This is a genomic window from Streptomyces sp. NPDC045899 (assembly GCF_056431485.1).
The window spans coordinates 234,122-253,660 of the sequence record NZ_JBWKKP010000003.1; the positions used below are offsets into that span (position 1 = coordinate 234,122).

A 19,539-nucleotide genomic window follows, 5' to 3' on the forward strand; every position below is an offset into this window, starting at 1 on the left:
GGAGGTCACCCCCAATATGAACGCAACGATGCGTCGCGTCGCCATCGCCAGTGCTGTCGTGTCCATGGCGGTCTCGCTTGCCGCCTGCGGTTCGGCGAAGGAAGCCGGCGACGACAAGTCGGACGGCAAGAAGAAGACCGGCCCCCTCACCATCGGACTGCTCCTGCCCGAGGACCAGACCGCGAGATACGAGAACTTCGACCGGCCGCTGATCACGAAGAAGATCAAGGCGCTCTGCGCGGAGTGCAAGGTCGTCTACGTCAACGCCAAGTCCGACCCCGCGCTCCAGCAGCAGCAGGTCGACTCGATGATCACCAAGAAGGTCGACGCGATCATCCTGGACGCGGTGGACTCCGAGGCCATCGCCGGCTCGGTCAAGAAGGCCGACGAGGCCGACATCCCGGTCGTCGCCTACGACCGGCTCGCCCAGGGCCCGGTCTCCGGGTACACCTCCTTCGACAACGAGAAGGTCGGCAAGGTCCAGGGCGAGGCGCTGCTGAAGGCGCTGGGCGACAAGGCCAAGGACGGCAAGATCGTCATGCTCAACGGCTGGGAGGCGGACCCCAACGCCGCGATGTTCAAGAAGGGCGCGCTCTCCGTCCTCAAGGGCAAGGTCGACATCGGCAAGAGCTACGACGTCGACCGCTGGCTCGCCGACGAGGCCAACAAGAACATGAACGGCGCCATCTCCTCCCTGGGCAAGAACAACATCATCGGTGTCTACTCCGCCAACGACACCATGGCCGGCGGTGCGATCACCTCGCTCAAGAGCGGCGGCGTGGACCCGCTGCCCCCGGTCACCGGACAGGACGCCGAACTCGCCGGTGTGCAGCGCATCCTGGCCGGCACCCAGTACATGAGCGTCTACAAGCCGTACGAGCCGGAGGCCACCGCCGCCGCCGAGATGGTCATCGCGCTCGGCCGGGGTGAGAAGCCCAACGAGTCCAACACGGTGGACAGCCCGACCACCAAGGGGATCCCGGCCACGCTGATCACCCCGGTCTCGCTGACCAAGGACAACATCAAGGACACCGTCGTCAAGGACGGTCTCTACAAGGTCGACAAGATCTGCACCGCCAAGTACAAGGCCGCCTGCGAAGAGGCCGGTCTCCTCAAGTAGTAGCGCCCGGTGGGCCGCCCGCGACCTGCGCGGGCGGCCCGCAACGGCCCCCTGACACCCCCCAGTCGAGGGGAGAGAGCGCTCTCCCCTCCGTTATGCAGCAGGGCTCGCCCTGCCCGGAACGGAGATGGCCATCGTGCCGAACGAACCCGTGTTGGCGTTGCGCGGGATCTCCAAGCGATTTGGCGCTGTCCAGGCGCTGAGCGACATCCACCTGGAGGTCCATGCCGGTGAAGTTGTCGCCCTGGTGGGCGACAACGGCGCGGGCAAGTCCACCCTCGTCAAGACCATCGCCGGAGTCGGCCCCGCCGACGAGGGCGTCCTCGCCTGGCAGGGCCGGCCGGTCCAGATCAACCGGCCGCACGACGCCCAGGAGCTGGGCATCGCGACCGTCTACCAGGACCTCGCCCTCTGCGACAACATCGACGTCGTCGGCAACCTCTTCCTCGGGCGCGAGATCCTGCGCGGCGGAGTGCTGGACGAGGTCGAGATGGAGCGCCGCGCCCGTGAGCTGCTCCAGACCCTGTCCATCCGGATCCCCAGCGTCCGGATTCCGATCGCCTCGCTCTCCGGCGGTCAGCGGCAGACCGTCGCCATCGCGCGGTCGATGCTGGGCGAGCCCAAGCTGGTGATCCTGGACGAGCCGACCGCCGCCCTGGGCGTCGAGCAGACCGCCCAGGTGCTGGACCTGGTCGAGCGGCTGCGCGAACGCGGTCTCGCCGTGATCCTCATCAGCCACAACATGGCCGACGTCAAGGCGGTCGCGGACCGGGTCGCGGTGCTGCGCCTGGGCCGCAACAACGGCACCTTCGAGGTCCGTTCCACCTCTCAGGAAGAGATCATTTCCGCCATCACCGGCGCCACGGACAACGCCGTGACCCGCCGCAAGGCGCGCACCGGGGAGGTCGCGAAGTGACCACCAACGTCCACAGGAAGAACGGCGGCAACAAGGGGAACGGCGGTGCGGCCGACCCCAACCCGGTCGCGAAGGACGCCGTCACCGTGGTCGACCCGCGGCTGCTGGTGCGCCAGGAGGGCTTCAAGGGCTATCTGACGGAGTTCAGCCGCAAGATGCGCAGCGGTGATCTGGGCGCGGTCCCGGTCATCGTCGGCATCGCCATCATCTGGGCGGTCTTCCAGTGGAAGGACAGCGCCTTCCTCTCGCCCAAGAACCTCTCCGACCTGTCCGTCCTGATCGGCGGCACCGGCATGATCTCGGTCGGGATCGTGTTCGTCCTGCTGCTGGGTGAGATCGATCTCTCCGTCGGCTCGGTCAGCGGTCTGGCCGCGGCCACCCTGGCGGTGCTCAACGTCAACCACGGGGTGCCCGAGGGCATAGCCGTGGCCGCGGCGCTGGGTGCCGGTGCGGTCCTGGGCGCGATCCACGGCTTCTTCTTCGCCAAGATCGGTGTACCGGCGTTCGTGGTCACCCTGGCCGGTCTGCTGGCCTGGAACGGACTGATGCTCCAGGTGCTGGGCACCACCGGCACCATCGGCATCGACGACGACAGCTTCGTCCGCACCCTGACCGATCACTACTTCACCCAGCTGGCCGCCGCGTACGGGGCTGCCACGGTCGCGGTGGTGGGCTTCTTCCTCGCCCAGTTCGCCGACACCAGGCGGCGCAAGGCGGCCGGCGTCCCGTCCCGACCGCTGAGCGAGATCGTGGTGCGCACCGTGGTGCTCGCGGCGATCCTCTTCACGGCGGCCTGGCGGCTGAACGAGTACAAGGGTCTGCCGCTCGGCCTGGTGATCTTCGTGGCGGTGCTGGTGCTGCTGGACTTCGTGGTCCGCCGCACCGCCTACGGACGCAAGGTGATCGCGCTCGGCGGCAGCGTCGAGGCGGCGCGGCGCGCGGGCATCAACGTCGCAGCCATCCGGGTGTCGGTCTTCGCCCTCGCCGGGCTGATGGCCGCCTGCGGTGGTCTCATGATCGCCTCCCGGGTGGGTTCCGCCAGCCAGCAGGCCGGTACCGGCAACCTGCTGATGGAGGCCATCGCGGCGGCGGTCATCGGTGGCACCAGCCTCTTCGGCGGCCGGGGCTCGGTCTGGTCGGCGATGCTCGGCATGCTGGTCATCGGTTCGATCTCGTCCGGGATGAGCCTCCTGGGTGTGGCCAACTCCGTGCAGTACATGATCACCGGCGGGGTGCTGCTGGCCGCCGTCGTGATCGACTCGGTGTCGCGCAGAACACAACGCTCCGCCGGACGCGGCTGATCCGCGGCGTCCGCGGGACCATGGCCCGGCACCGCCCCTGGGGCGGTGCCGGGCTCGTCCGTTCGCGTGACCGACATCGCATGGGCCGGGGTCTTCGGCACAGAGCGGAACACTAGACTCGGGCGGACCGGCAAGGCTCGATGGAGACGCTCGAAGCAAGGAGGCACGGGTGCTGCTGACCCGCATCAGGGGACCGCGCGATCTGGACCGGCTCGCTCCGGAGGAGCTGAACCAGCTGGCCGCGGAGATCCGCACCTTTCTCGTCGACGCCGTCTCCAAGACCGGTGGCCACCTCGGCCCCAACCTCGGTGTGGTCGAGCTGACCATCGCCCTGCACCGGGTCTTCGACTCCCCCCGGGACAAGGTGCTGCTGGACACCGGCCACCAGTCCTACGTCCACAAGCTGCTCACCGGCCGCCAGGACTTCTCCAGGCTCAAGAGCAAGGGCGGACTGTCCGGTTACCCCTCGCGTGCCGAGTCCGAGCACGACGTCATCGAGAACAGCCACGCCTCGACCGTCCTCGGCTGGGCCGAGGGCCTGGCCAAGGCCAACGAGCTGCTCAAGAAGCAGGACCACGTGGTCGCCGTGATCGGTGACGGGGCGCTCACCGGCGGTATGGCCTGGGAGGCGCTCAACAACATCGCCGCCGCCAAGAACCGTCCGCTGGTCATCGTCGTCAACGACAACGAGCGCTCCTACGGACCGACCATCGGCGGCCTCGCCAACCACCTCGCCACACTGCGCACCACCGACGGGTACGAGCGCTTCCTCGCCCGCGGCAAGGACCTGCTGGAGCGCACCCCGGTCGTCGGCCGGCCGCTCTACGAGACCCTGCACGGCGCCAAGAAGGGGCTGAAGGACTTCATCACCCCGCAGGGCATGTTCGAGGATCTGGGGCTGAAGTACGTCGGCCCGATCGACGGCCATGACATCGAGGCCCTGGAGTCCGCGCTGCAGCGCGCCAAGCGGTTCGGCGGCCCGGTCATCGTGCACTGCCTCACCGAGAAGGGCCGCGGCTACCAGCCCGCCCTCCAGGACGAGGCGGACCGGTTCCACGCGGTCGGCAAGATCCACCCCGACACCGGTCTGCCGATCTCCGCCTCCGGCGCGGACTGGACCTCGGTCTTCGGTGAGGAGATGGTCAAGCTCGGTGAGGAGCGCGAGGACATCGTGGCCATCACCGCGGCCATGCTGCACCCGGTGGGCCTCACCGAGTTCGCCAAGCGCTTCCCGGAGCGGGTCTACGACGTCGGCATCGCCGAGCAGCACGCGGCCGTATCGGCGGCGGGCCTGGCCACCGGCGGTCTGCACCCGGTCTTCGCGGTCTACGCCACCTTCCTCAACCGCGCCTTCGACCAGGTCCTGATGGACGTGGCGCTGCACAAGTGCGGGGTGACCTTCGTCCTGGACCGGGCGGGGATCACCGGTACGGACGGTGCCTCGCACAACGGCATGTGGGACATGTCGATCCTCCAGGTGATCCCGGGGGTGCGGATCGCCGCCCCGCGCGACGCCGACCAGGTCCGCGCCCAGCTGCGGGAAGCCGTCCAGGTCGATGACGCGCCGACCGTGGTCCGCTACTCCAAGGGCGCGGTGGGTCCCGCGGTGGCCGCCGTCGGCCGGATCGGCGGGATGGACGTGCTGCGCGAGCCCGCGCGGGCCGACCGCGAGCGGCCGGACGTGCTGCTGGTCTCGGTCGGGGCGCTCGCCCCGATGTGCCTGGAGGTTGCCGACCTTCTCGACAAACAGGGCATTTCCACCACGGTAGTGGACCCTCGCTGGGTCAAGCCGGTCGACGAGGAGCTGCCCGCGCTCGCCGAGCGCCACCGCGTCGTGGTCACCGTCGAGGACAACAGCCGGGTCGGCGGTGTGGGTTCCGCCATCGCCCAGGCGCTGCGCGACTCCGGTGTCGACATGCCGGTGCGTGACTTCGGCATCCCGCCGCGGTTCCTGGACCACGCCTCCCGCAAGGAGGTCATGGCCGAGATCGGGCTGACCGCCCCGGACATCGCCCGCCAGGTGACCGGCCTGGTCTCCCGGATCGGCAACCGCGACGACGACGGCGCGGCCGGGACCACCGGCCCGGCCGGTGCGGACCGGGACGCACAGGTGGCGCAGCGGACGTCCGCCGGGGAGCCGGTGCGCGACTAGACCCGGCCGTCACATCCTCCAGGGCCGGTCGGAGCCTCGTGCTCCGACCGGCCCAGCGCGTATCCCGCGGGCCCGCCCCATCGGGTGAATCGGCGGGGGCCCGGAGTGTGCCCCCGCCCGCTCCTCACCGGTTGGCTGAACCATGGGCCCGCACGGGGCACGGGCAGGCGTGGAGGTGGCACCGGTGAGCGAGCAGAAACCCGACGGCGGCTCCGCGGGCCGTGGTACCAGGGTCAGGGCCCGGCCGGACTATCTGCGGACCAAGTCCGTCGAGCAGTCCATCCAGGACACCGAGGAGCCCGAGCACGCGCTGACCCGGTCCCTCTCCGCCCTGGACCTCACCGTCTTCGGCGTCGGCGTCATCATCGGGACCGGCATCTTCGTGCTGACCGGATCCGTCGCCAAGGAGCAGGCGGGCCCGGCGACCGCCCTCGCCTTCGTCGTCGCGGGCATCGTCTGCGCGCTCGCGGCCCTGTGCTACGCCGAGTTCGCCTCCACCGTGCCGGTGGCCGGGTCCGCGTACACCTTCTCCTACGCCTCGCTCGGCGAACTGCCCGCCTGGATCATCGGCTGGGACCTGGTGCTGGAGTTCGCGCTCGGCACCGCCGTGGTCGCGGTCGGCTGGTCCGGCTATATGCGCTCGCTGATGGACAACGCCGGATGGCACCTCCCGGCCGCCCTCTCCGGCCCCGAGGCGGCCCACGGCTTCGGCTTCGACCTGCTCGCCTTCCTGCTGGTGCTCGTGCTCACCGTGATCCTGGTCGTCGGCATGAAGCTGTCCGCGCGGGTGACCTCCGTGGTCGTGGCGGTGAAGGTCACCGTGGTGCTGCTGGTCATCATCGCGGGCGCGTTCTTCATCAAGCCCGGGAACTACGACCCCTTCATCCCCGAGCCCAAGGGCACCGTCGAGGGCTCCGGACTCACCGCGCCGTTGATCCAGCTGATGTTCGGCTACGAGCCGACCACCTACGGCGTCCAGGGCATCTTCGCCGCCGCCGCGGTGGTCTTCTTCGCCTTCATCGGCTTCGACATCGTGGCCACCGCGGCCGAGGAGACCCGCAACCCGCAGCGCGACATGCCGCGCGGCATCCTCGGCTCGCTCCTCATCTGCACCCTGCTGTACGTCGCGGTGTCCATCGTGGTCACCGGGATGCGCAAGTACACCGAGCTGTCGATCGACGCCCCCCTCGCCGACGCCTTCAAGGAGACCGGCCATCCGTTCTACGCGGGCCTGATCAGTTTCGGCGCGGCCGTCGGCCTCACCACGGTGTGCATGATCCTGCTGCTCGGCCAGAGCCGGGTGTTCTTCGCGATGAGCCGGGACGGGCTGCTGCCGAGGGTCTTCTCCAAGGTGCATCCGCGGTTCGCCACGCCCTACCGGTCCACCGTCCTGCTGGGCGTGATCATCGCGATCGTGGCGGGGTTCACCAGCATCTCCGAACTGGCGGCGCTGGTGAACATCGGCACCCTCTTCGCCTTCGTCGTGGTCGCCCTCGGCGTGATCATCCTGCGCCGCACCCGCCCCGATCTGCCGCGTTCCTTCCGCACCCCCTGGGTGCCGGTGCTGCCGCTGGTGTCGGTGGCCGCCTCACTGTGGCTGATGCTCAATCTGCCCGCCGAGACCTGGCTGCGGTTCGGGGTGTGGATGGCCATCGGCTTCGTCGTCTACTTCCTCTACGGACGCCGGCACAGCCGGATGAACCTCCCGGCCGGGCGCTGACCCTCAACTCCCGGGGCGCACCGTCCGCGGGCCGGTGACCTCCGCGCCCAGCTCCCGCACCCGGGCGCGCAGCCCCCGGTCGGCGGTCACCACCAGGCACGGGCGGTCCGGCCCCCGCTCCGCGACGAGCTCCACGATCCGGTCGTCGCCGCTGCCCGGGGCGGCGACCACCCGGACCCCCGCCACCGACTCCACCCCGCGGGCCGCACCCTCGACCACCAGGACCAGGTCCAGCGGTGGACCGGTCGCCCAGGCGGGGACGCCCGGCGCCACGGGGAGGCCGTCGGAGGCGGGGGCGGCCAGCCGGTCGCGCAGCCGCTCGGCCGCGCCACGGCGGTCGCGCCACCAGCCGTCGGGCACCGAACCGACCACGTTCGCCGCGTCCACGACCACCAGACCGGGGGCCGGACCGGGACCGGCGTCAGAACCGTTCATAGACCAGGCAAAATACTATGGACGGGGTGTGAACACGGCGACAGTGCCGGGGAGGGTGGCGGCGGGCCATGGCGTTGCGGTTGCTCCGCGGCAAGGACGGCAGGCTCACGGCCTACGCACCGGTGGCGGGAGGTGTCGCCCGCTGGACCGAGGACCGTCCGGGAGGGCCGTCGTGGACGGGCCCCTGGCTGATAGCCGCCCCGGACCTCGGCGCGGTGACGGTCGCTCAGGGTGCCGACGGCTATGCGCATCTGGTGGGGCTGCGGCGCAAGCCCGGCCCCGGGGGCGAGCCCCCACGGATCGACGTCGTCCATGCCACCCAGTTCCAGACGGGCCGTCCGCTGACCGCGTGGCACGCGCTCGGCACCCCGCACCCCAAGGACCGGGGGAAGGCGGCGCGCACCGGTGCCCCCGCCGTGGCCGTGGACTCCTCGGGCGCGGTGCACGTCTTCGTCCGCAACGCCGGGCGCGGGGTGAGCTGCCGCCGCCAGGACGCCAAGGGCAAATGGGGCGGCTGGACCGATCTCAAGGGCAAGGACGTGCTCGACGGGCTGTCCGCCGCCGCGACCGCCGATGGCCGGGTCGAACTCCTCGCCCCGGCCGGTGCGGGAGCCGCCCTGCGCTGGTTCCAGCCGGAGCCCGGCGGCACCCTGCGCCGCGGGGACGACATACCGGCGCGTGTCCAGGCGTGGTCCGCCTCCGCCGTGGAGAGCAGCCGGGACACCGTCACCCACTACTGGCGGGACGCGGACGGCGGCGGGCTGCTCGCCTGGCGCCCGGAGACCGGGGACACCGTGGCCCTGGGCGGGGAGGAGGGCTCCGGACCGGTCGCCGTGCTGCGCGCCCCGGTGGACGGCCACGACTGCACCGTCCTGGTCCACCGCGACACCGGGAGCGGAAGGCTGTCCGTCGCCGCCCATCCGACGGAGGACGAGACGGCGGGCGTGTGGTGGACGCCCTCGGGCGAACAGGGCGCGCATGACCCGGCGCTCGCCCTCGACAGCCTGGGACGGGTGGTGCTGGCCGCCCTCTCCCTGGACGGCGCGCTGCTGGTGGCCCGTCAGAAGACCGATGAGCGCGGTCTGGCCCTCCGGGCCTGGAGCCGTGTCGGCGGCCGCTGAGCGGGCCGCCTGCGGCCCAGGAGACGCCAGAGGACGCCGACGGGCGCCGGACGGATCGTCAGGGATCCGTCCGGCGCCCGTGGATCAGGGGCCCGGAGGCCGCCGTCAGGCCGGGACGCTGGCCACGCCCGGAGCCAGGAACGGCTTGCCGTTCACCCGCTCCGAGACGCCCTCGCGGTCCAGGTACGGCGTGATGCCGCCCAGGTGGAAGGGCCAGCCCGCACCGGTGATCAGGCACAGGTCGATGTCCTGCGCCTCGGCGACGACACCCTCCTCGAGCATCAGGCCGATCTCCCGCGCCACGGCGTCCAGCACGCGGTCGCGCACCTGCTCCTCGGTCAGCACGGTGTCGCCCTGCTGCATCAGCGCGAGCACCTCCGGGTCCAGCTCCGGCTTCCCGGAGTCATGGACGTAGAAGCCGCGCTTGCCCGCCTCGACCACGCGCTTGAGGTTCTCCGAGACCGTGAAGCGGTCCGGGAACGCGCGGTTGAGGGTCTGCGAGACATGCAGACCGATGGCCGGGCCGACCAGCTCCAGCAGCACCAGCGGGGACATCGGCAGACCGAGCGGCTCGATGGCCCGCTCCGCCGTGTCGACCGGGGTGCCCTCGTCGATGACGTTCTGGATCTCGCCCATGAAGCGGGTCAGGATCCGGTTGACCACGAACGCCGGGGCGTCCTTGGTCAGCACGGCGGTCTTCTTCAGCTTCTTCGCCACGCCGAAGGCGGTGGCCAGCGACGCGTCGTCGGTCTGCTCACCGCGGACGATCTCCAGCAGCGGCAGCACCGCGACCGGGTTGAAGAAGTGGAAGCCCACGACCCGCTCGGGGTGCTTGAGCGTGGACGCCATCTCGGAGACCGACAGCGAGGAGGTGTTGGTGGCGAGGATGGCGTGCGCCGGCACGACCGCCTCGACCTCGGCGAACACCTTCTGCTTGACGCCCATCTCCTCGAAGACGGCCTCGATGACGAAGTCGGCGTCACCGAACGCGGCGGCCTTGTCCAGGGAGCCGGTGACCAGGGCCTTGAGGCGGTTGGCCTTGTCCTGGTTGACCCGGCCCTTGAGCAGCAGCTTGTCGATCTCGCCGTGGACGTAGCCGACGCCCTTGTCCACGCGCTCCTGGTCGATGTCGGTCAGCACGACCGGCACCTCCAGACGGCGGGCGAACAGCATCGCCAGCTGCGAGGCCATCAGACCGGCGCCCACCACGCCCACCTTGGTGACCGGACGGGCCAGCGACTTGTCCGGCGCACCCGCCGGACGCTTGCCGCGCTTCTGCACCAGGTTGAAGGCGTAGATACCGCTGCGCAGCTCACCGCCCATGATCAGGTCGGCCAGCGCCTGGTCCTCGGCGTCGAAGCCGCGGTCCAGGTCGCCGTCGCGGGCGGCGTCGATGATGTCCAGCGCCCGGTACGCGGCCGGGGCCGCCCCGTGCACCTTGCTGTCGGCGATGGCGCGGCCGCGGACGACCGCCTCGTGCCAGGCGTCGCCGCGGTCCACCTCGGGCCGGGCGATCCGGATCTCGCCGCGGAGGACGGCCGCGGTCCAGATCAGCGACTGCTCCAGGAAGTCCGCGCCCTCGAAGATCGCGTCCGCGATCCCGAGCTCGTAGACCTGCTCTCCCTTGAGCTGCTTGTTCTGGTTGAGCGAGTTCTCGACGATCACCTTGACCGCGCGGTCGGCGCCGATCAGGTTCGGCAGCAGCGCGCAGCCGCCCCAGCCGGGGACCAGACCGAGGAAGACCTCGGGCAGTGAGAAGGCGGGCAGCGCGGCCGAGACCGTGCGGTAGGAGCAGTGCAGCCCGACCTCGACACCGCCGCCCATCGACGCGCCGTTGTAGTACGCGAAGGTGGGCACGGCCAGCGAGGACAGCCGCTTGAAGACCGCGTGGCCGCCCTGGCCGATGGCGAGCGCGTCCTCGCGGCTGCGGAGCAGCTCCACGCCCTTGAGGTCGGCGCCGACGGCGAAGATGAACGGCTTGCCGGTCAGGCCCACACCGACGATCGTGCCGTCGGCCGCCTCCTTCTCGACCTGGTCGATCGCCGCGTTGAGGTGGGCGAGCGAGGCCGGGCCGAAGGTGGTCGGCTTGGTGTGGTCCAGGCCGTTGTCCAGGGTGATGAGCGCGAAGCGGCCCGCGTTCTGGGGGAGGTCGAGATGGCGGACGTGCGCCTGGGTCACGACCTCGTCCGGGAACAGCTCGGCGGCTCCCTTGAGAAGCTCTGCGGTGGTGGTCACTTGTTCCCCTCGAAGTGCGGGTTCTCCCAGATCACCGTGGCGCCCATGCCGAAGCCGACGCACATGGTGGTGATGCCGTAGCGGACCTCGGGCTGCTCCTCGAACTGCCGGGACAGCTGGGTCATCAGACGGACGCCGGAGGAGGCGAGCGGGTGGCCGAAGGCGATCGCGCCGCCGTACTGGTTGACGCGCGGGTCGTCGTCGGCGATGCCGTAGTGGTCCAGGAAGGACAGCACCTGGACGGCGAACGCCTCGTTGACCTCGAACAGGCCGATGTCGTCGATGGTCAGCCCCGCCTTGACGAGGGCCTTCTTGGTCGACGGGACCGGGCCGTAGCCCATCACCTCGGGCTCGACGCCCGCGAAGGCGAAGGAGACCAGCCGCATCCTGACCGGGAGGCCGAGCTCACGGGCGAAGTCCTCGGAGGCCAGCAGCGAGGCGGTGGCGCCGTCGTTGAGACCGGCGGAGTTGCCCGCGGTGACCCGGCCGTGCGGACGGAACGGGGTCTTCAGCCCGGCCAGGTTCTCCAGTGTGGTGCCCGGGCGCATCGGCTCGTCGGAGGTGGCCAGACCCCAGCCGGTCTCGCCGCCCTCGGGGCTGGTGCGGCGCACCGAGATCGGCACCAGGTCCTGCTGGATCTTGCCGTTGGCGTACGCCTTGGCGGCCTTCTCCTGGCTGCGCACCGCGTACTCGTCGGCCCGCTGCTTGGTCAGGTGCGGCAGCCGGTCGTGGAGGTTCTCCGCGGTCATGCCCATGAACAGGGCCGACTCGTCGACGAGCTTCTCCGAGACGAAGCGCGGGTTGGGGTCGACGGCCTCGCCCATCGGGTGGCGGCCCATGTGCTCGACACCGCCCGCGACCACCGCGTCGTAGGCGCCGAAGGCGATGGAGCCCGCGGTGGCGGTGACGGCGGTCATCGCACCGGCACACATCCGGTCGATGGAGTAGCCGGGGACGGACTGGGGCAGCCCGGCGAGGATGCCCGCGGTGCGGCCGAGGGTCAGACCCTGGTCACCGATCTGCGTCGTCGCGGCGACGGCGACCTCGTCGATGCGCTCCGGCGGCAGGTCCGGGTTGCGTCGCAGCAGCTCCCGGATGCACTTGACGACCATGTCATCGGCGCGGGTCTCGTGGTAGATGCCCTTCGGGCCCGCCTTGCCGAATGGGGTGCGGACGCCGTCGACGAAGACGACGTCCCTAGCGGTACGAGGCACGTTGGCTCTCCTCCAGGTGCGGGATGGCACTGCTGCGGGCACGCCTGTGACGGCGTGCGCACACCCTCATGCTACTTATGAGTAACCACGGTGCCCAGTCCCCGCCGCCGGAGCGTCGAAGGTCACAGACCCGAGCGGCCGCACACACCGCCCCTCCCCGTGCCGGGCCTCAGGCCGGGCTCGCCTCCAGGGCCCCGGTGAGCACCTCGGCCACCTGGTCGATCTGCCAGGCGCGGGCGCCGTGACCGGCCAGCACGGTGGCGACGGCCTCCGGGCTCGGCTCCTGCGGGGGCTCCCAGCACAGCCGCCGCACGGTGTCCGGGGCGATCAGGTTCTCCTGGGGCAGGTTCAGCCGCTCGGCCAGCGCCGTCACCGCGGCCCGCGCCGCGGAGAGCCGCGCCGCGGCGACCGGGTCCTTGTCGGCCCACGCCCGGGGCGGCGGCGGTCCGGCCACCGGCTGTCCCGGCTGGGGGAGTTCCGCCTCCGGCAGGGCGCGCGCCCGGTCCACCGCGGCCTGCCACTGCTCGAGCTGGCGGCGGCTGATCCGGTGGCCGAAGCCGTTCAGCGCGGACAGCGCCCGCACACTGGTCGGCACCGCGAGCGCGGCCTCGACGATCGCCGCGTCCCCCAGCACCTTGCCCGGGGAGACGTCGCGGCGCTGGGCGATCTGGTCCCGGGCCGTCCACAGCTCGCGCACCACGGCCATCTGCCGGCGCCGCCGGACCTTGTGCATCCCCGACGTACGGCGCCAGGGGTCCTTGCGCGGCGGGGCGGGCGGGGCCGCGGCGATGGCCGCGAACTCCTGGTGCGCCCAGTCCAGCTTCCCCTGCCGGGTCAGCTCCTCCTCCAGCGCGTCGCGCAGGTCCACCAGCAGCTCCACGTCGAGCGCGGCGTAGTGCAGCCAGGGCTCGGGCAGCGGACGGGTGGACCAGTCGACGGCGGAGTGGCCCTTCTCCAGGGCGTAGCCGAGGATGTTCTCGACCATGGCGCCGAGTCCCACCCGGGCGAACCCGGCCAGCCGCCCGGCGAGTTCGGTGTCGAAGAGCCGGGCCGGGACCATGCCTATGTCACGCAGGCACGGCAGGTCCTGGGTCGCGGCGTGCAGGACCCACTCGGTGTCGGCGATGGCGTCCCCCAGCCCCGAGAGGTCGGGGCAGCCGACGGGGTCGATCAGTGCGGTCCCCGCTCCGGCCCGGCGCAGCTGGACCAGGTAGGCCCGCTGTCCGTAGCGGTAGCCGGAGGCACGCTCGGCGTCCACGGCCACCGGTCCGTGGCCCGCGGCGAACGCCGCCACGACCTCGGCGAGCGCGTCCGCGTCCGCGGTGACGGGCGGGATGCCCTCGCGCGGCTCCAGCAAGGGGACCGGCGCCGGGGGGAGGTCGTCCGGAGGAGCGCCCCCGGTGGTTCGCAGTGTCGTCTCTGCTGCGGTCTCTTGGGCGTCGGTCACCTGTCAAGGGTAGCTGTGTACGCCGGGTACGCAGGGCGCCCGTCGACGGAACGTTCCGTCGACGGGCGCGGAGACCGGCGGGGCGGCGCGGTGGGCGGGCGGGTGGATACGGCTCAGTGGATGATCCCGGTACGCAGTGCGACCGCGACCATTCCGGCGCGGTCGCCGGTGCCCAGCTTGCGGGCGATCCGGGCGAGGTGGCTCTTCACGGTGAGGGCGGACAGGCCCATCGAGACGCCGATGGCCTTGTTGGACTGGCCCTCCGCAACCAGCCGCAGCACCTCGACCTCGCGGCCCGACAGCTCCCGGTAGCCCCCGGGGTGGCCGGGCGCGCCCGGCGGGCGGCGGTGCATCCGGGCGGCGGCGCCGAGCGGGGCGGCGCCCGGACGGCCCGGGATGCCCAGGTTGGTGCGGGTGCCGGTGACGACGTAGCCCTTGACCCCTCCGGCCAGGGCGTTGCGCACGGCGCCGATGTCGTCGGCGGCGGAGAGGGCGAGGCCGTTCGGCCAGCCCGCGGCCCGTGTCTCGGACAGGAGGGTGAGGCCGGAGCCGTCGGGGAGGTGGACATCGGCGACGCAGATGTCCCGCGGGTTGCCGATTCGGGGACGGGCCTCCGCGATGGACGACGCCTCGATGACGTCGCGCACCCCAAGGGCCCACAGATGACGGGTGACGGTGGAACGAACGCGGGGGTCGGCGACGACGACCATGGCCGTCGGCTTGTTCGGGCGGTAGGCGACCAGGCTGGACGGTTGCTCGAGGAGAACAGACACCAGGCCTCCTGGGAAGTGGTGGGACGGGTCACCACGTCCTTCGGCACCGATCCGGCCGGGCTTTAGAGAATGATCACGATTTGGTGAGTAACAATTCGGGCAATTAGGACGGCTTTTCGATCAATGGCGTTCTTTTTCGGGACCTGGCGCTCCCCGGACCGCTCCGGGGGGCGCTCCCGCCGGGGCGCGACCCCCGGGCGGGCGCGCGGGTGTCCGGGGTCCGGGAGCCGGACCGCGGGTGGGTCATGGCCGGCCGCCTCCGGGGGCCGGGGCGCCCCGGCGGCGCCCCGGGGCCGGCTTCACCGCGGCTGCGGCCCCCGGCGCTGCGGCAGGGAGACGATGCCCGCCTCGGCGGCCCCCGCCGGGGGCAGACCCGCGATCTGGCACAGCAGATCGCACCAGGCGGCCAGGTGCGCACCGGTGTCCGGGACGCCCGGCTCCGCCGCGTCCCCGCCCGGCCGCTCCTCCGGGTGCCGCGGGCCGGGGCGGGCCGGTTCGGGGGCCGGATGCTCCGAGGGGGTCCAGGAGGCGCGGATCTCGATCCGGGTGGACGGCTCCCGCTCGCCCATCGCGCCGAAATAGTGCGAGCTGGCCCGGGTCACCGTGCCGCTGGGCTCGCCGTAGGACAGCCCGCGCGCCTCCAGCGCACCGGTCAGCCAGGACCAGCACACCTCGGGCAGCAGCGGGTCGGCCGCGATCTCCGGCTCCAGATCCGCGTGGACCAGCGTGACCATGCGGAACGTTCCCTGCCAGGCGTCGTGCCCGGCCGGGTCGTGCAACAGGATCAGCCGCCCCTCGGCCAGCTCGTCGTCCTCGTCCGCACCGTCCCCGCCGTCCTCGGTGACCACGGCCTCCAGGGCGTACGAGAAGGGGGCGAGCCGCCGCGGGGGTGGGGTCGGGTCGAGCTCCACCTCGGGCCGCACCCGCGCACCGCGGAGCCCGGCGACCGCACGCCGGAAGGCGCGGGGGGCGCCCTCCCCACCCGCGTCCGTGTCGTCAGCCCCGTCAGCACCGTTCGAGAGGTGTCCTTGAACCGCTGCCATGCCCGGAAGACTAGGCGCATCGAGCGCCTCAATCGGGGAGGAACACCCGGGTTGGCGGGTCACTCGTTCGGCCCGTGCGAAGATTTGGGGCATGAGCGCCACAGAGCGGCCCTCGGGCCAGCAGCAGACCGGCCGTTCCGCGACCCGTGCCACCGACGATTCGGCCTTCGTCCGGGCCTGTCGGAGGGAGCCGGTGCCGCACACCCCGGTGTGGTTCATGCGGCAGGCCGGGCGCTCGCTGCCGGAGTACCGCAAGGTCCGCGAGGGCACCGCGATGCTGGAGTCCTGTATGCGGCCCGACCTGGTCACCGAGATCACGCTGCAGCCGGTGCGCCGCCACCAGGTGGACGCGGCGATCTACTTCAGCGACATCGTGGTGCCGCTCAAGGCCATCGGTCTCGACCTCGACATCAAGCCCGGGGTCGGCCCCGTCGTGGAAGAGCCCATCCGGACCCGGGCGGATCTGGAGCGGCTGCGTCCGCTCGAGCCGGATGATGTGAAGTACGTCACGGAAGCCGTCGGGATGCTCGTCGGCGAGCTCGGCGCCACCCCGCTGATCGGTTTCGCGGGTGCGCCCTTCACGCTCGCCAGCTATCTCGTGGAGGGCGGCCCCTCGCGGAACCACGAGCACACCAAGGCCCTGATGTACGGGGACCCGGAGCTGTGGGCCGATCTGCTGGACCGGCTCGCGGACATCACCGCGGCCTTCCTGAAGGTCCAGATCGAGGCGGGCGCCTCGGCGGTCCAGCTCTTCGACTCCTGGGTCGGCGCCCTGGCCCCGGCCGACTACCGGCGCAGCGTGATGCCCGCCTCCACCAAGGTCTTCGAGGCCGTCGCCGGATACGGCGTACCGCGGATCCACTTCGGCGTCGGCACCGGTGAGCTGCTCGGGCTGCTGGGCGAGGCGGGCGCGGACGTCGTCGGCGTCGACTGGCGGGTGCCGCTGGACGAGGCCGCCCGCCGGGTGGGCCCCGGCCGGGCCCTCCAGGGCAACCTCGACCCCGCGGTGCTCTTCGCCCCGCGCGAGGCGGTGGAGACCAAGGCGGCCGAGGTGCTGGACGCGGCCCGGGGCCTGGAGGGACACATCTTCAACCTCGGCCACGGGGTGCTGCCGACCACCGATCCGGACGCGCTGACCCGGCTCGTGGAGTACGTCCACACCCACACCGCGCGCTCGGTCTGACGGCCGGAACCGCGCCAGGACACCGCGCGTCGTTTCGATCATGAACGACTTGGACGCCGACGCCGTCGGGGAACTGACCGGCACCTGGGACGAGATCTGGCTCTACGGCGACGCCCGGGAGGACGGGTACGACCGCGCGGTGCTCGACTGCGCGGCCCGGCTCGCGGCCGATCCCGGCGGTCCGTCGGCGTATGTCTGGACCCTCGGCCTGGTGATGATGGCGCCGTATGTCAGCGGTCTGCGGGCCGAGGAGCTGACCGTCCCCGTGCGGGACGCCCTCGCCGCAGCCGACGGCGCCCTGCGCGACCGGCCCTGCGACCACGCCTCGCACCCCTACCGGACGACCTACGGCGACAGCGCCGAGGACCTCGCCGAGGACCTGCGGCTCACGGCCGACGAGACGGCGGTCTGGGAGCCGTCCGCGCCCCGCGAGGAATGGCGCTGCCCGCGCAACGTCGCCGGGTTCGCGCGGATCGCCTCGAACATCGTGGAACCCGGTTCGGCCGGGGACGTCCCGCCCCGGCTGCCGAGGGAGGACCTGCGGAGGATCAAGGAGCTCTCGGCGCTCCTCGAGGGCTATCCCGAGGGCGGGACCGACGAGGAGGTGGCGGCGGCGGGACGCGATCTGAGCCTCGCCGACGATCCGCTGGACATCGCCGGGTACGTCCTGCTCGTGCGGGCGGTGAGCTGGCACGCGGTCTCCGGGATGGTCCGCGCCGGGTTCGTCCTCGACGAGCTGATCGACGGGCTGGAGAAGGCACTCACCGGGTTCGCCGGGGCCGGGTGCGGGCACCGGACGCATCCGGCGCTCTCCGACAGCGGACCGGAGGCCGCCGAACTCGGCGTCGTCCTCAGCAGTCCCGCCGGACGTGAGGTCTTCGAGCACGGCTGGGGCAACAAGGGGATGGCCGCCCTGCTGTGCCCCGCCTTCATCGCCGGTCACGCCGAGGAGACGCTGGAGCTGCTGCGGACCGGCCGTGAGCGGCTCTTCGGGCGCCGGGACACCTCCGCCCTGGACGCCGAGTACCTGCGCCCGGACGGACGGCTGGAGATCGGGCTGATCGTCGAGCGGCTCCAGGACACCTCCGCCCAGCAGCCGCACGGCCTGGACCTCGGGCTGTGGGCCGCCCGCCGCCACGCCGGGACCACCGACCCGCGGGAGCGCGCCGTACTGCTGCTGACCGCCGGTCAGACGATGCGCACCGCCTATCCGGACCCACCGGTCTCGGTGCTGCGCGACGTCGTTCCGGCGCTGCGCGCCGCCGTCGCCGCCCGGCCCGAGGGGGAGTGCGCGCACCCCGCCCATCCGGTGCCGGACCGCGGTGGGTTCCTCGACGGACTGCCGCATCTGTACGCGCCCGGGGAGCACCCGGCGCCCGAGGGCGCCCTGGACCCGGACGCCTGGACGTGCCCGTGGTTCCTGGCCGGCTACGCGCGGGACCGGCTGACGCCGCTGGAAGGGCTGCTGGACGAGGCCTAGGCGGACTCCGCCGCCCGTACCTCCGCGGCCGCCTGACGCGCCGCCACCTGCACCGGGTCCCACACCGGTGAGAACGGCGGCGCGTAGCCCAGGTCCAGCGCGGCCACCTGGGCCACCGTCATCCCGGCGGTGAGCGCCACCGCCGCGATGTCCACGCGTTTGCCCGCGCCCTCGCGTCCCACGATCTGCGTGCCCAGCAGCCGTCCCGTACGGCGCTCGGCGAGCATCTTCACGGTCATGGGGCGGGCGCCGGGGTAGTACCCGGCCCGGCTGGTCGACTCGGTGGTGACGGTCACGAACCGCAGCCCCACGGCCGCCGCCTCGGTCTCCAGCAGCCCGGTGCGGGCGATCTCCAGATCGCAGACCTTGCTGACCGCCGTGCCCACGACCCCGGGGAAGGTGGCGTAACCGCCGCCCACATTGGTGCCGATGACCTGGCCCTGCTTATTGGCGTGAGTGCCCAGCGGGATGTGCCGGGTGCGGCCGGAGACCAGGTGGAGCACCTCCACGCAGTCGCCGCCCGCCCAGATGTGCTCCTGGCCGCGGACCCGCATCGCCAGATCGGTCAGCAGCCCGCCGGACTCGCCCAGCGGCAGCCCCGCCGCACGGGCGAGTGCGGTCTCGGGGGTCACCCCGAGCCCCAGCACCACCAGTTCGGCCGGATACTCGCTGACCTTGGTGGCCACGCCCCGCACCCGGCCGTCCTCACCGGTCATCACCTCGGTGACCTCGGCGCCGGTGACCGTGTCGATGCCCATCCCGGTCATCGCCTCGCGCACCAGCCGCCCCATGTCGGGGTCGAGCGTGGCCATCGGCTGCTCACCCCGCTCCAGCACGGTCACCCGGCAGCCGCGCCGCACCAGGGCCTCGGCCATCTCCACCCCGATGTACCCCGCGCCGACCACCACCGCGCGCTCGACGCGGATGCCCTCCAGGGTGTCCAGCAGCGCCCGGCCGTCGTCCAGGGTCTGCACACCGTGCACCCCGGGCGCGTCGATGCCCGGCATGGCCGGGCGGCGCGGCCGGGCGCCGGTGGCGATCACCAGGTCGTCGTAGTCGTACCAGCGCTCGCCGTCGTCCGGCCGCTCGAGGTCACGGACCAGGACCCGCTGTCCGGCCGGGTCGATCTCGATCGCCTCGGTGCGCGTCCGGACGTCGATACCGCGGCCGCGGTGGGTCTCGGGGGTACGGGCGACCAGGGAGCCGGGGCCGTCCACGTCACCGCCGACCCAGTAGGGGATGCCGCAGGCCGAGTACGAGGTGAAGTGGCCGCGCTCGAAGGCCAGGATCTCCAGCTCGCCCCGGCCGCTGAGTCTGCGTGCCTGGGACGCGGCGGACATCCCCGCCGCGTCGCCCCCGATGACCACCATCCGCCGCGCCGCCATGGCCCGTGCCCCTC

Annotated in this window: 15 protein-coding genes; 8 read left to right on the plus strand and 7 right to left on the minus strand. The window is 72.1% G+C overall.

Annotation, left to right across the window (positions count from 1 at the left end):
* Positions 1-16: 16 nt before the first annotated feature.
* The 5 genes from AC07FT_RS05715 to AC07FT_RS05735 all read left to right on the plus strand — a co-directional run bounded on the left by AC07FT_RS05715 (position 17) and on the right by AC07FT_RS05735 (position 7,209).
* A complete protein-coding gene (locus AC07FT_RS05715) occupies positions 17-1,120 on the plus strand; it encodes an ABC transporter substrate-binding protein (RefSeq protein WP_471192989.1) in 1,104 nt (367 codons plus the stop codon).
* Positions 1,121-1,247: 127 nt separating this feature from the next.
* Entirely contained in the window at positions 1,248-2,036 is a 789-nt protein-coding gene (locus AC07FT_RS05720) for an ATP-binding cassette domain-containing protein (protein ID WP_471192991.1), read from the plus strand.
* On the plus strand, positions 2,033-3,337 hold the full coding sequence (locus AC07FT_RS05725; RefSeq protein ID WP_479174223.1) for a sugar ABC transporter permease: 1,305 nt from the start codon (positions 2,033-2,035) through the stop codon (positions 3,335-3,337). The genes AC07FT_RS05720 and AC07FT_RS05725 overlap by 4 nt, the downstream gene beginning before the upstream one ends.
* Positions 3,338-3,506: 169 nt before the next feature.
* A complete protein-coding gene (gene dxs / locus AC07FT_RS05730; protein ID WP_432586407.1) occupies positions 3,507-5,489 on the plus strand; it encodes a 1-deoxy-D-xylulose-5-phosphate synthase in 1,983 nt (660 codons plus the stop codon).
* Positions 5,490-5,742: 253 nt separating this feature from the next.
* Positions 5,743-7,209 carry an amino acid permease gene (locus AC07FT_RS05735; RefSeq protein ID WP_479174520.1) on the plus strand — a complete coding sequence of 489 codons (1,467 nt, stop codon included), beginning with the start codon at positions 5,743-5,745 and terminating at the stop codon, positions 7,207-7,209.
* A 3-nt stretch (positions 7,210-7,212) separates the two neighbouring features.
* On the opposite strand, the gene AC07FT_RS05740 is transcribed toward AC07FT_RS05735, so the two are convergent.
* Positions 7,213-7,644, minus strand: a complete 432-nt coding sequence (locus tag AC07FT_RS05740) for a PIN domain-containing protein (protein ID WP_479174225.1) — start codon at positions 7,642-7,644, stop codon at positions 7,213-7,215.
* A 68-nt stretch (positions 7,645-7,712) separates the two neighbouring features.
* Here AC07FT_RS05740 and AC07FT_RS05745 point away from each other — a divergent pair, with 68 nt between their 5' ends.
* Positions 7,713-8,765: a PLL family lectin gene (locus AC07FT_RS05745; protein WP_479174227.1), complete on the plus strand. Its 1,053-nt coding sequence runs from the start codon at positions 7,713-7,715 to the stop codon at positions 8,763-8,765.
* A gap of 105 nt (positions 8,766-8,870) precedes the next feature.
* Here AC07FT_RS05745 and AC07FT_RS05750 read toward each other — a convergent pair whose 3' ends face one another.
* From AC07FT_RS05750 to AC07FT_RS05770, 5 genes are all read right to left on the minus strand, one after another.
* Positions 8,871-11,000, minus strand: coding sequence for a 3-hydroxyacyl-CoA dehydrogenase NAD-binding domain-containing protein (locus AC07FT_RS05750; RefSeq protein ID WP_479174229.1), 2,130 nt, complete (start codon positions 10,998-11,000; stop codon positions 8,871-8,873).
* Entirely contained in the window at positions 10,997-12,214 is a 1,218-nt protein-coding gene (locus AC07FT_RS05755) for a thiolase family protein (protein ID WP_479174231.1), read from the minus strand. The genes AC07FT_RS05750 and AC07FT_RS05755 overlap by 4 nt, the downstream gene beginning before the upstream one ends.
* Before the next feature lie 169 nt (positions 12,215-12,383).
* Positions 12,384-13,661, minus strand: coding sequence for an HRDC domain-containing protein (locus AC07FT_RS05760; RefSeq protein WP_479174233.1), 1,278 nt, complete (start codon positions 13,659-13,661; stop codon positions 12,384-12,386).
* 113 nt (positions 13,662-13,774) lie between these two features.
* Complete coding sequence (locus AC07FT_RS05765; protein ID WP_014175686.1) at positions 13,775-14,434, minus strand: response regulator transcription factor; 660 nt, start codon at positions 14,432-14,434, stop codon at positions 13,775-13,777.
* A gap of 299 nt (positions 14,435-14,733) precedes the next feature.
* Entirely contained in the window at positions 14,734-15,477 is a 744-nt protein-coding gene (locus AC07FT_RS05770; protein ID WP_479174235.1) for a DUF3000 domain-containing protein, read from the minus strand.
* A 91-nt stretch (positions 15,478-15,568) separates the two neighbouring features.
* Here AC07FT_RS05770 and hemE point away from each other — a divergent pair, with 91 nt between their 5' ends.
* Positions 15,569-16,660 (plus strand): uroporphyrinogen decarboxylase, encoded by a 1,092-nt coding sequence (gene hemE / locus AC07FT_RS05775; RefSeq protein WP_479174237.1) that lies wholly within the window; start codon positions 15,569-15,571, stop codon positions 16,658-16,660.
* 40 nt (positions 16,661-16,700) lie between these two features.
* Positions 16,701-18,140 (plus strand): hypothetical protein, encoded by a 1,440-nt coding sequence (locus AC07FT_RS05780; RefSeq protein ID WP_479174239.1) that lies wholly within the window; start codon positions 16,701-16,703, stop codon positions 18,138-18,140.
* Here the strand turns inward: AC07FT_RS05780 and AC07FT_RS05785 are convergent.
* Positions 18,137-19,525, minus strand: a complete 1,389-nt coding sequence (locus AC07FT_RS05785) for an FAD-dependent oxidoreductase (protein WP_479174241.1) — start codon at positions 19,523-19,525, stop codon at positions 18,137-18,139. The genes AC07FT_RS05780 and AC07FT_RS05785 overlap by 4 nt on opposite strands.
* Positions 19,526-19,539 lie beyond the last annotated feature (14 nt).

What these genes read in the sequence shown, in the direction of transcription:
- AC07FT_RS05715 (WP_471192989.1), top strand. Translation starts at nt 17, where the DNA reads ATGAACGCAACGATGCGTCGCGTCGCCATCGCCAGTGCTGTCGTGTCC.
- AC07FT_RS05720 (WP_471192991.1), top strand. Translation starts at nt 1,248, where the DNA reads ATGGCCATCGTGCCGAACGAACCCGTGTTGGCGTTGCGCGGGATCTCC.
- AC07FT_RS05740 (WP_479174225.1), bottom strand. Translation starts at nt 7,644, where the DNA reads ATGAACGGTTCTGACGCCGGTCCCGGTCCGGCCCCCGGTCTGGTGGTC.
- AC07FT_RS05745 (WP_479174227.1), top strand. Translation starts at nt 7,713, where the DNA reads ATGGCGTTGCGGTTGCTCCGCGGCAAGGACGGCAGGCTCACGGCCTAC.
- AC07FT_RS05770 (WP_479174235.1), bottom strand. Translation starts at nt 15,477, where the DNA reads ATGGCAGCGGTTCAAGGACACCTCTCGAACGGTGCTGACGGGGCTGAC.
- hemE (WP_479174237.1), top strand. Translation starts at nt 15,569, where the DNA reads ATGAGCGCCACAGAGCGGCCCTCGGGCCAGCAGCAGACCGGCCGTTCC.
- AC07FT_RS05780 (WP_479174239.1), top strand. Translation starts at nt 16,701, where the DNA reads ATGAACGACTTGGACGCCGACGCCGTCGGGGAACTGACCGGCACCTGG.
- AC07FT_RS05785 (WP_479174241.1), bottom strand. Translation starts at nt 19,525, where the DNA reads ATGGCGGCGCGGCGGATGGTGGTCATCGGGGGCGACGCGGCGGGGATG.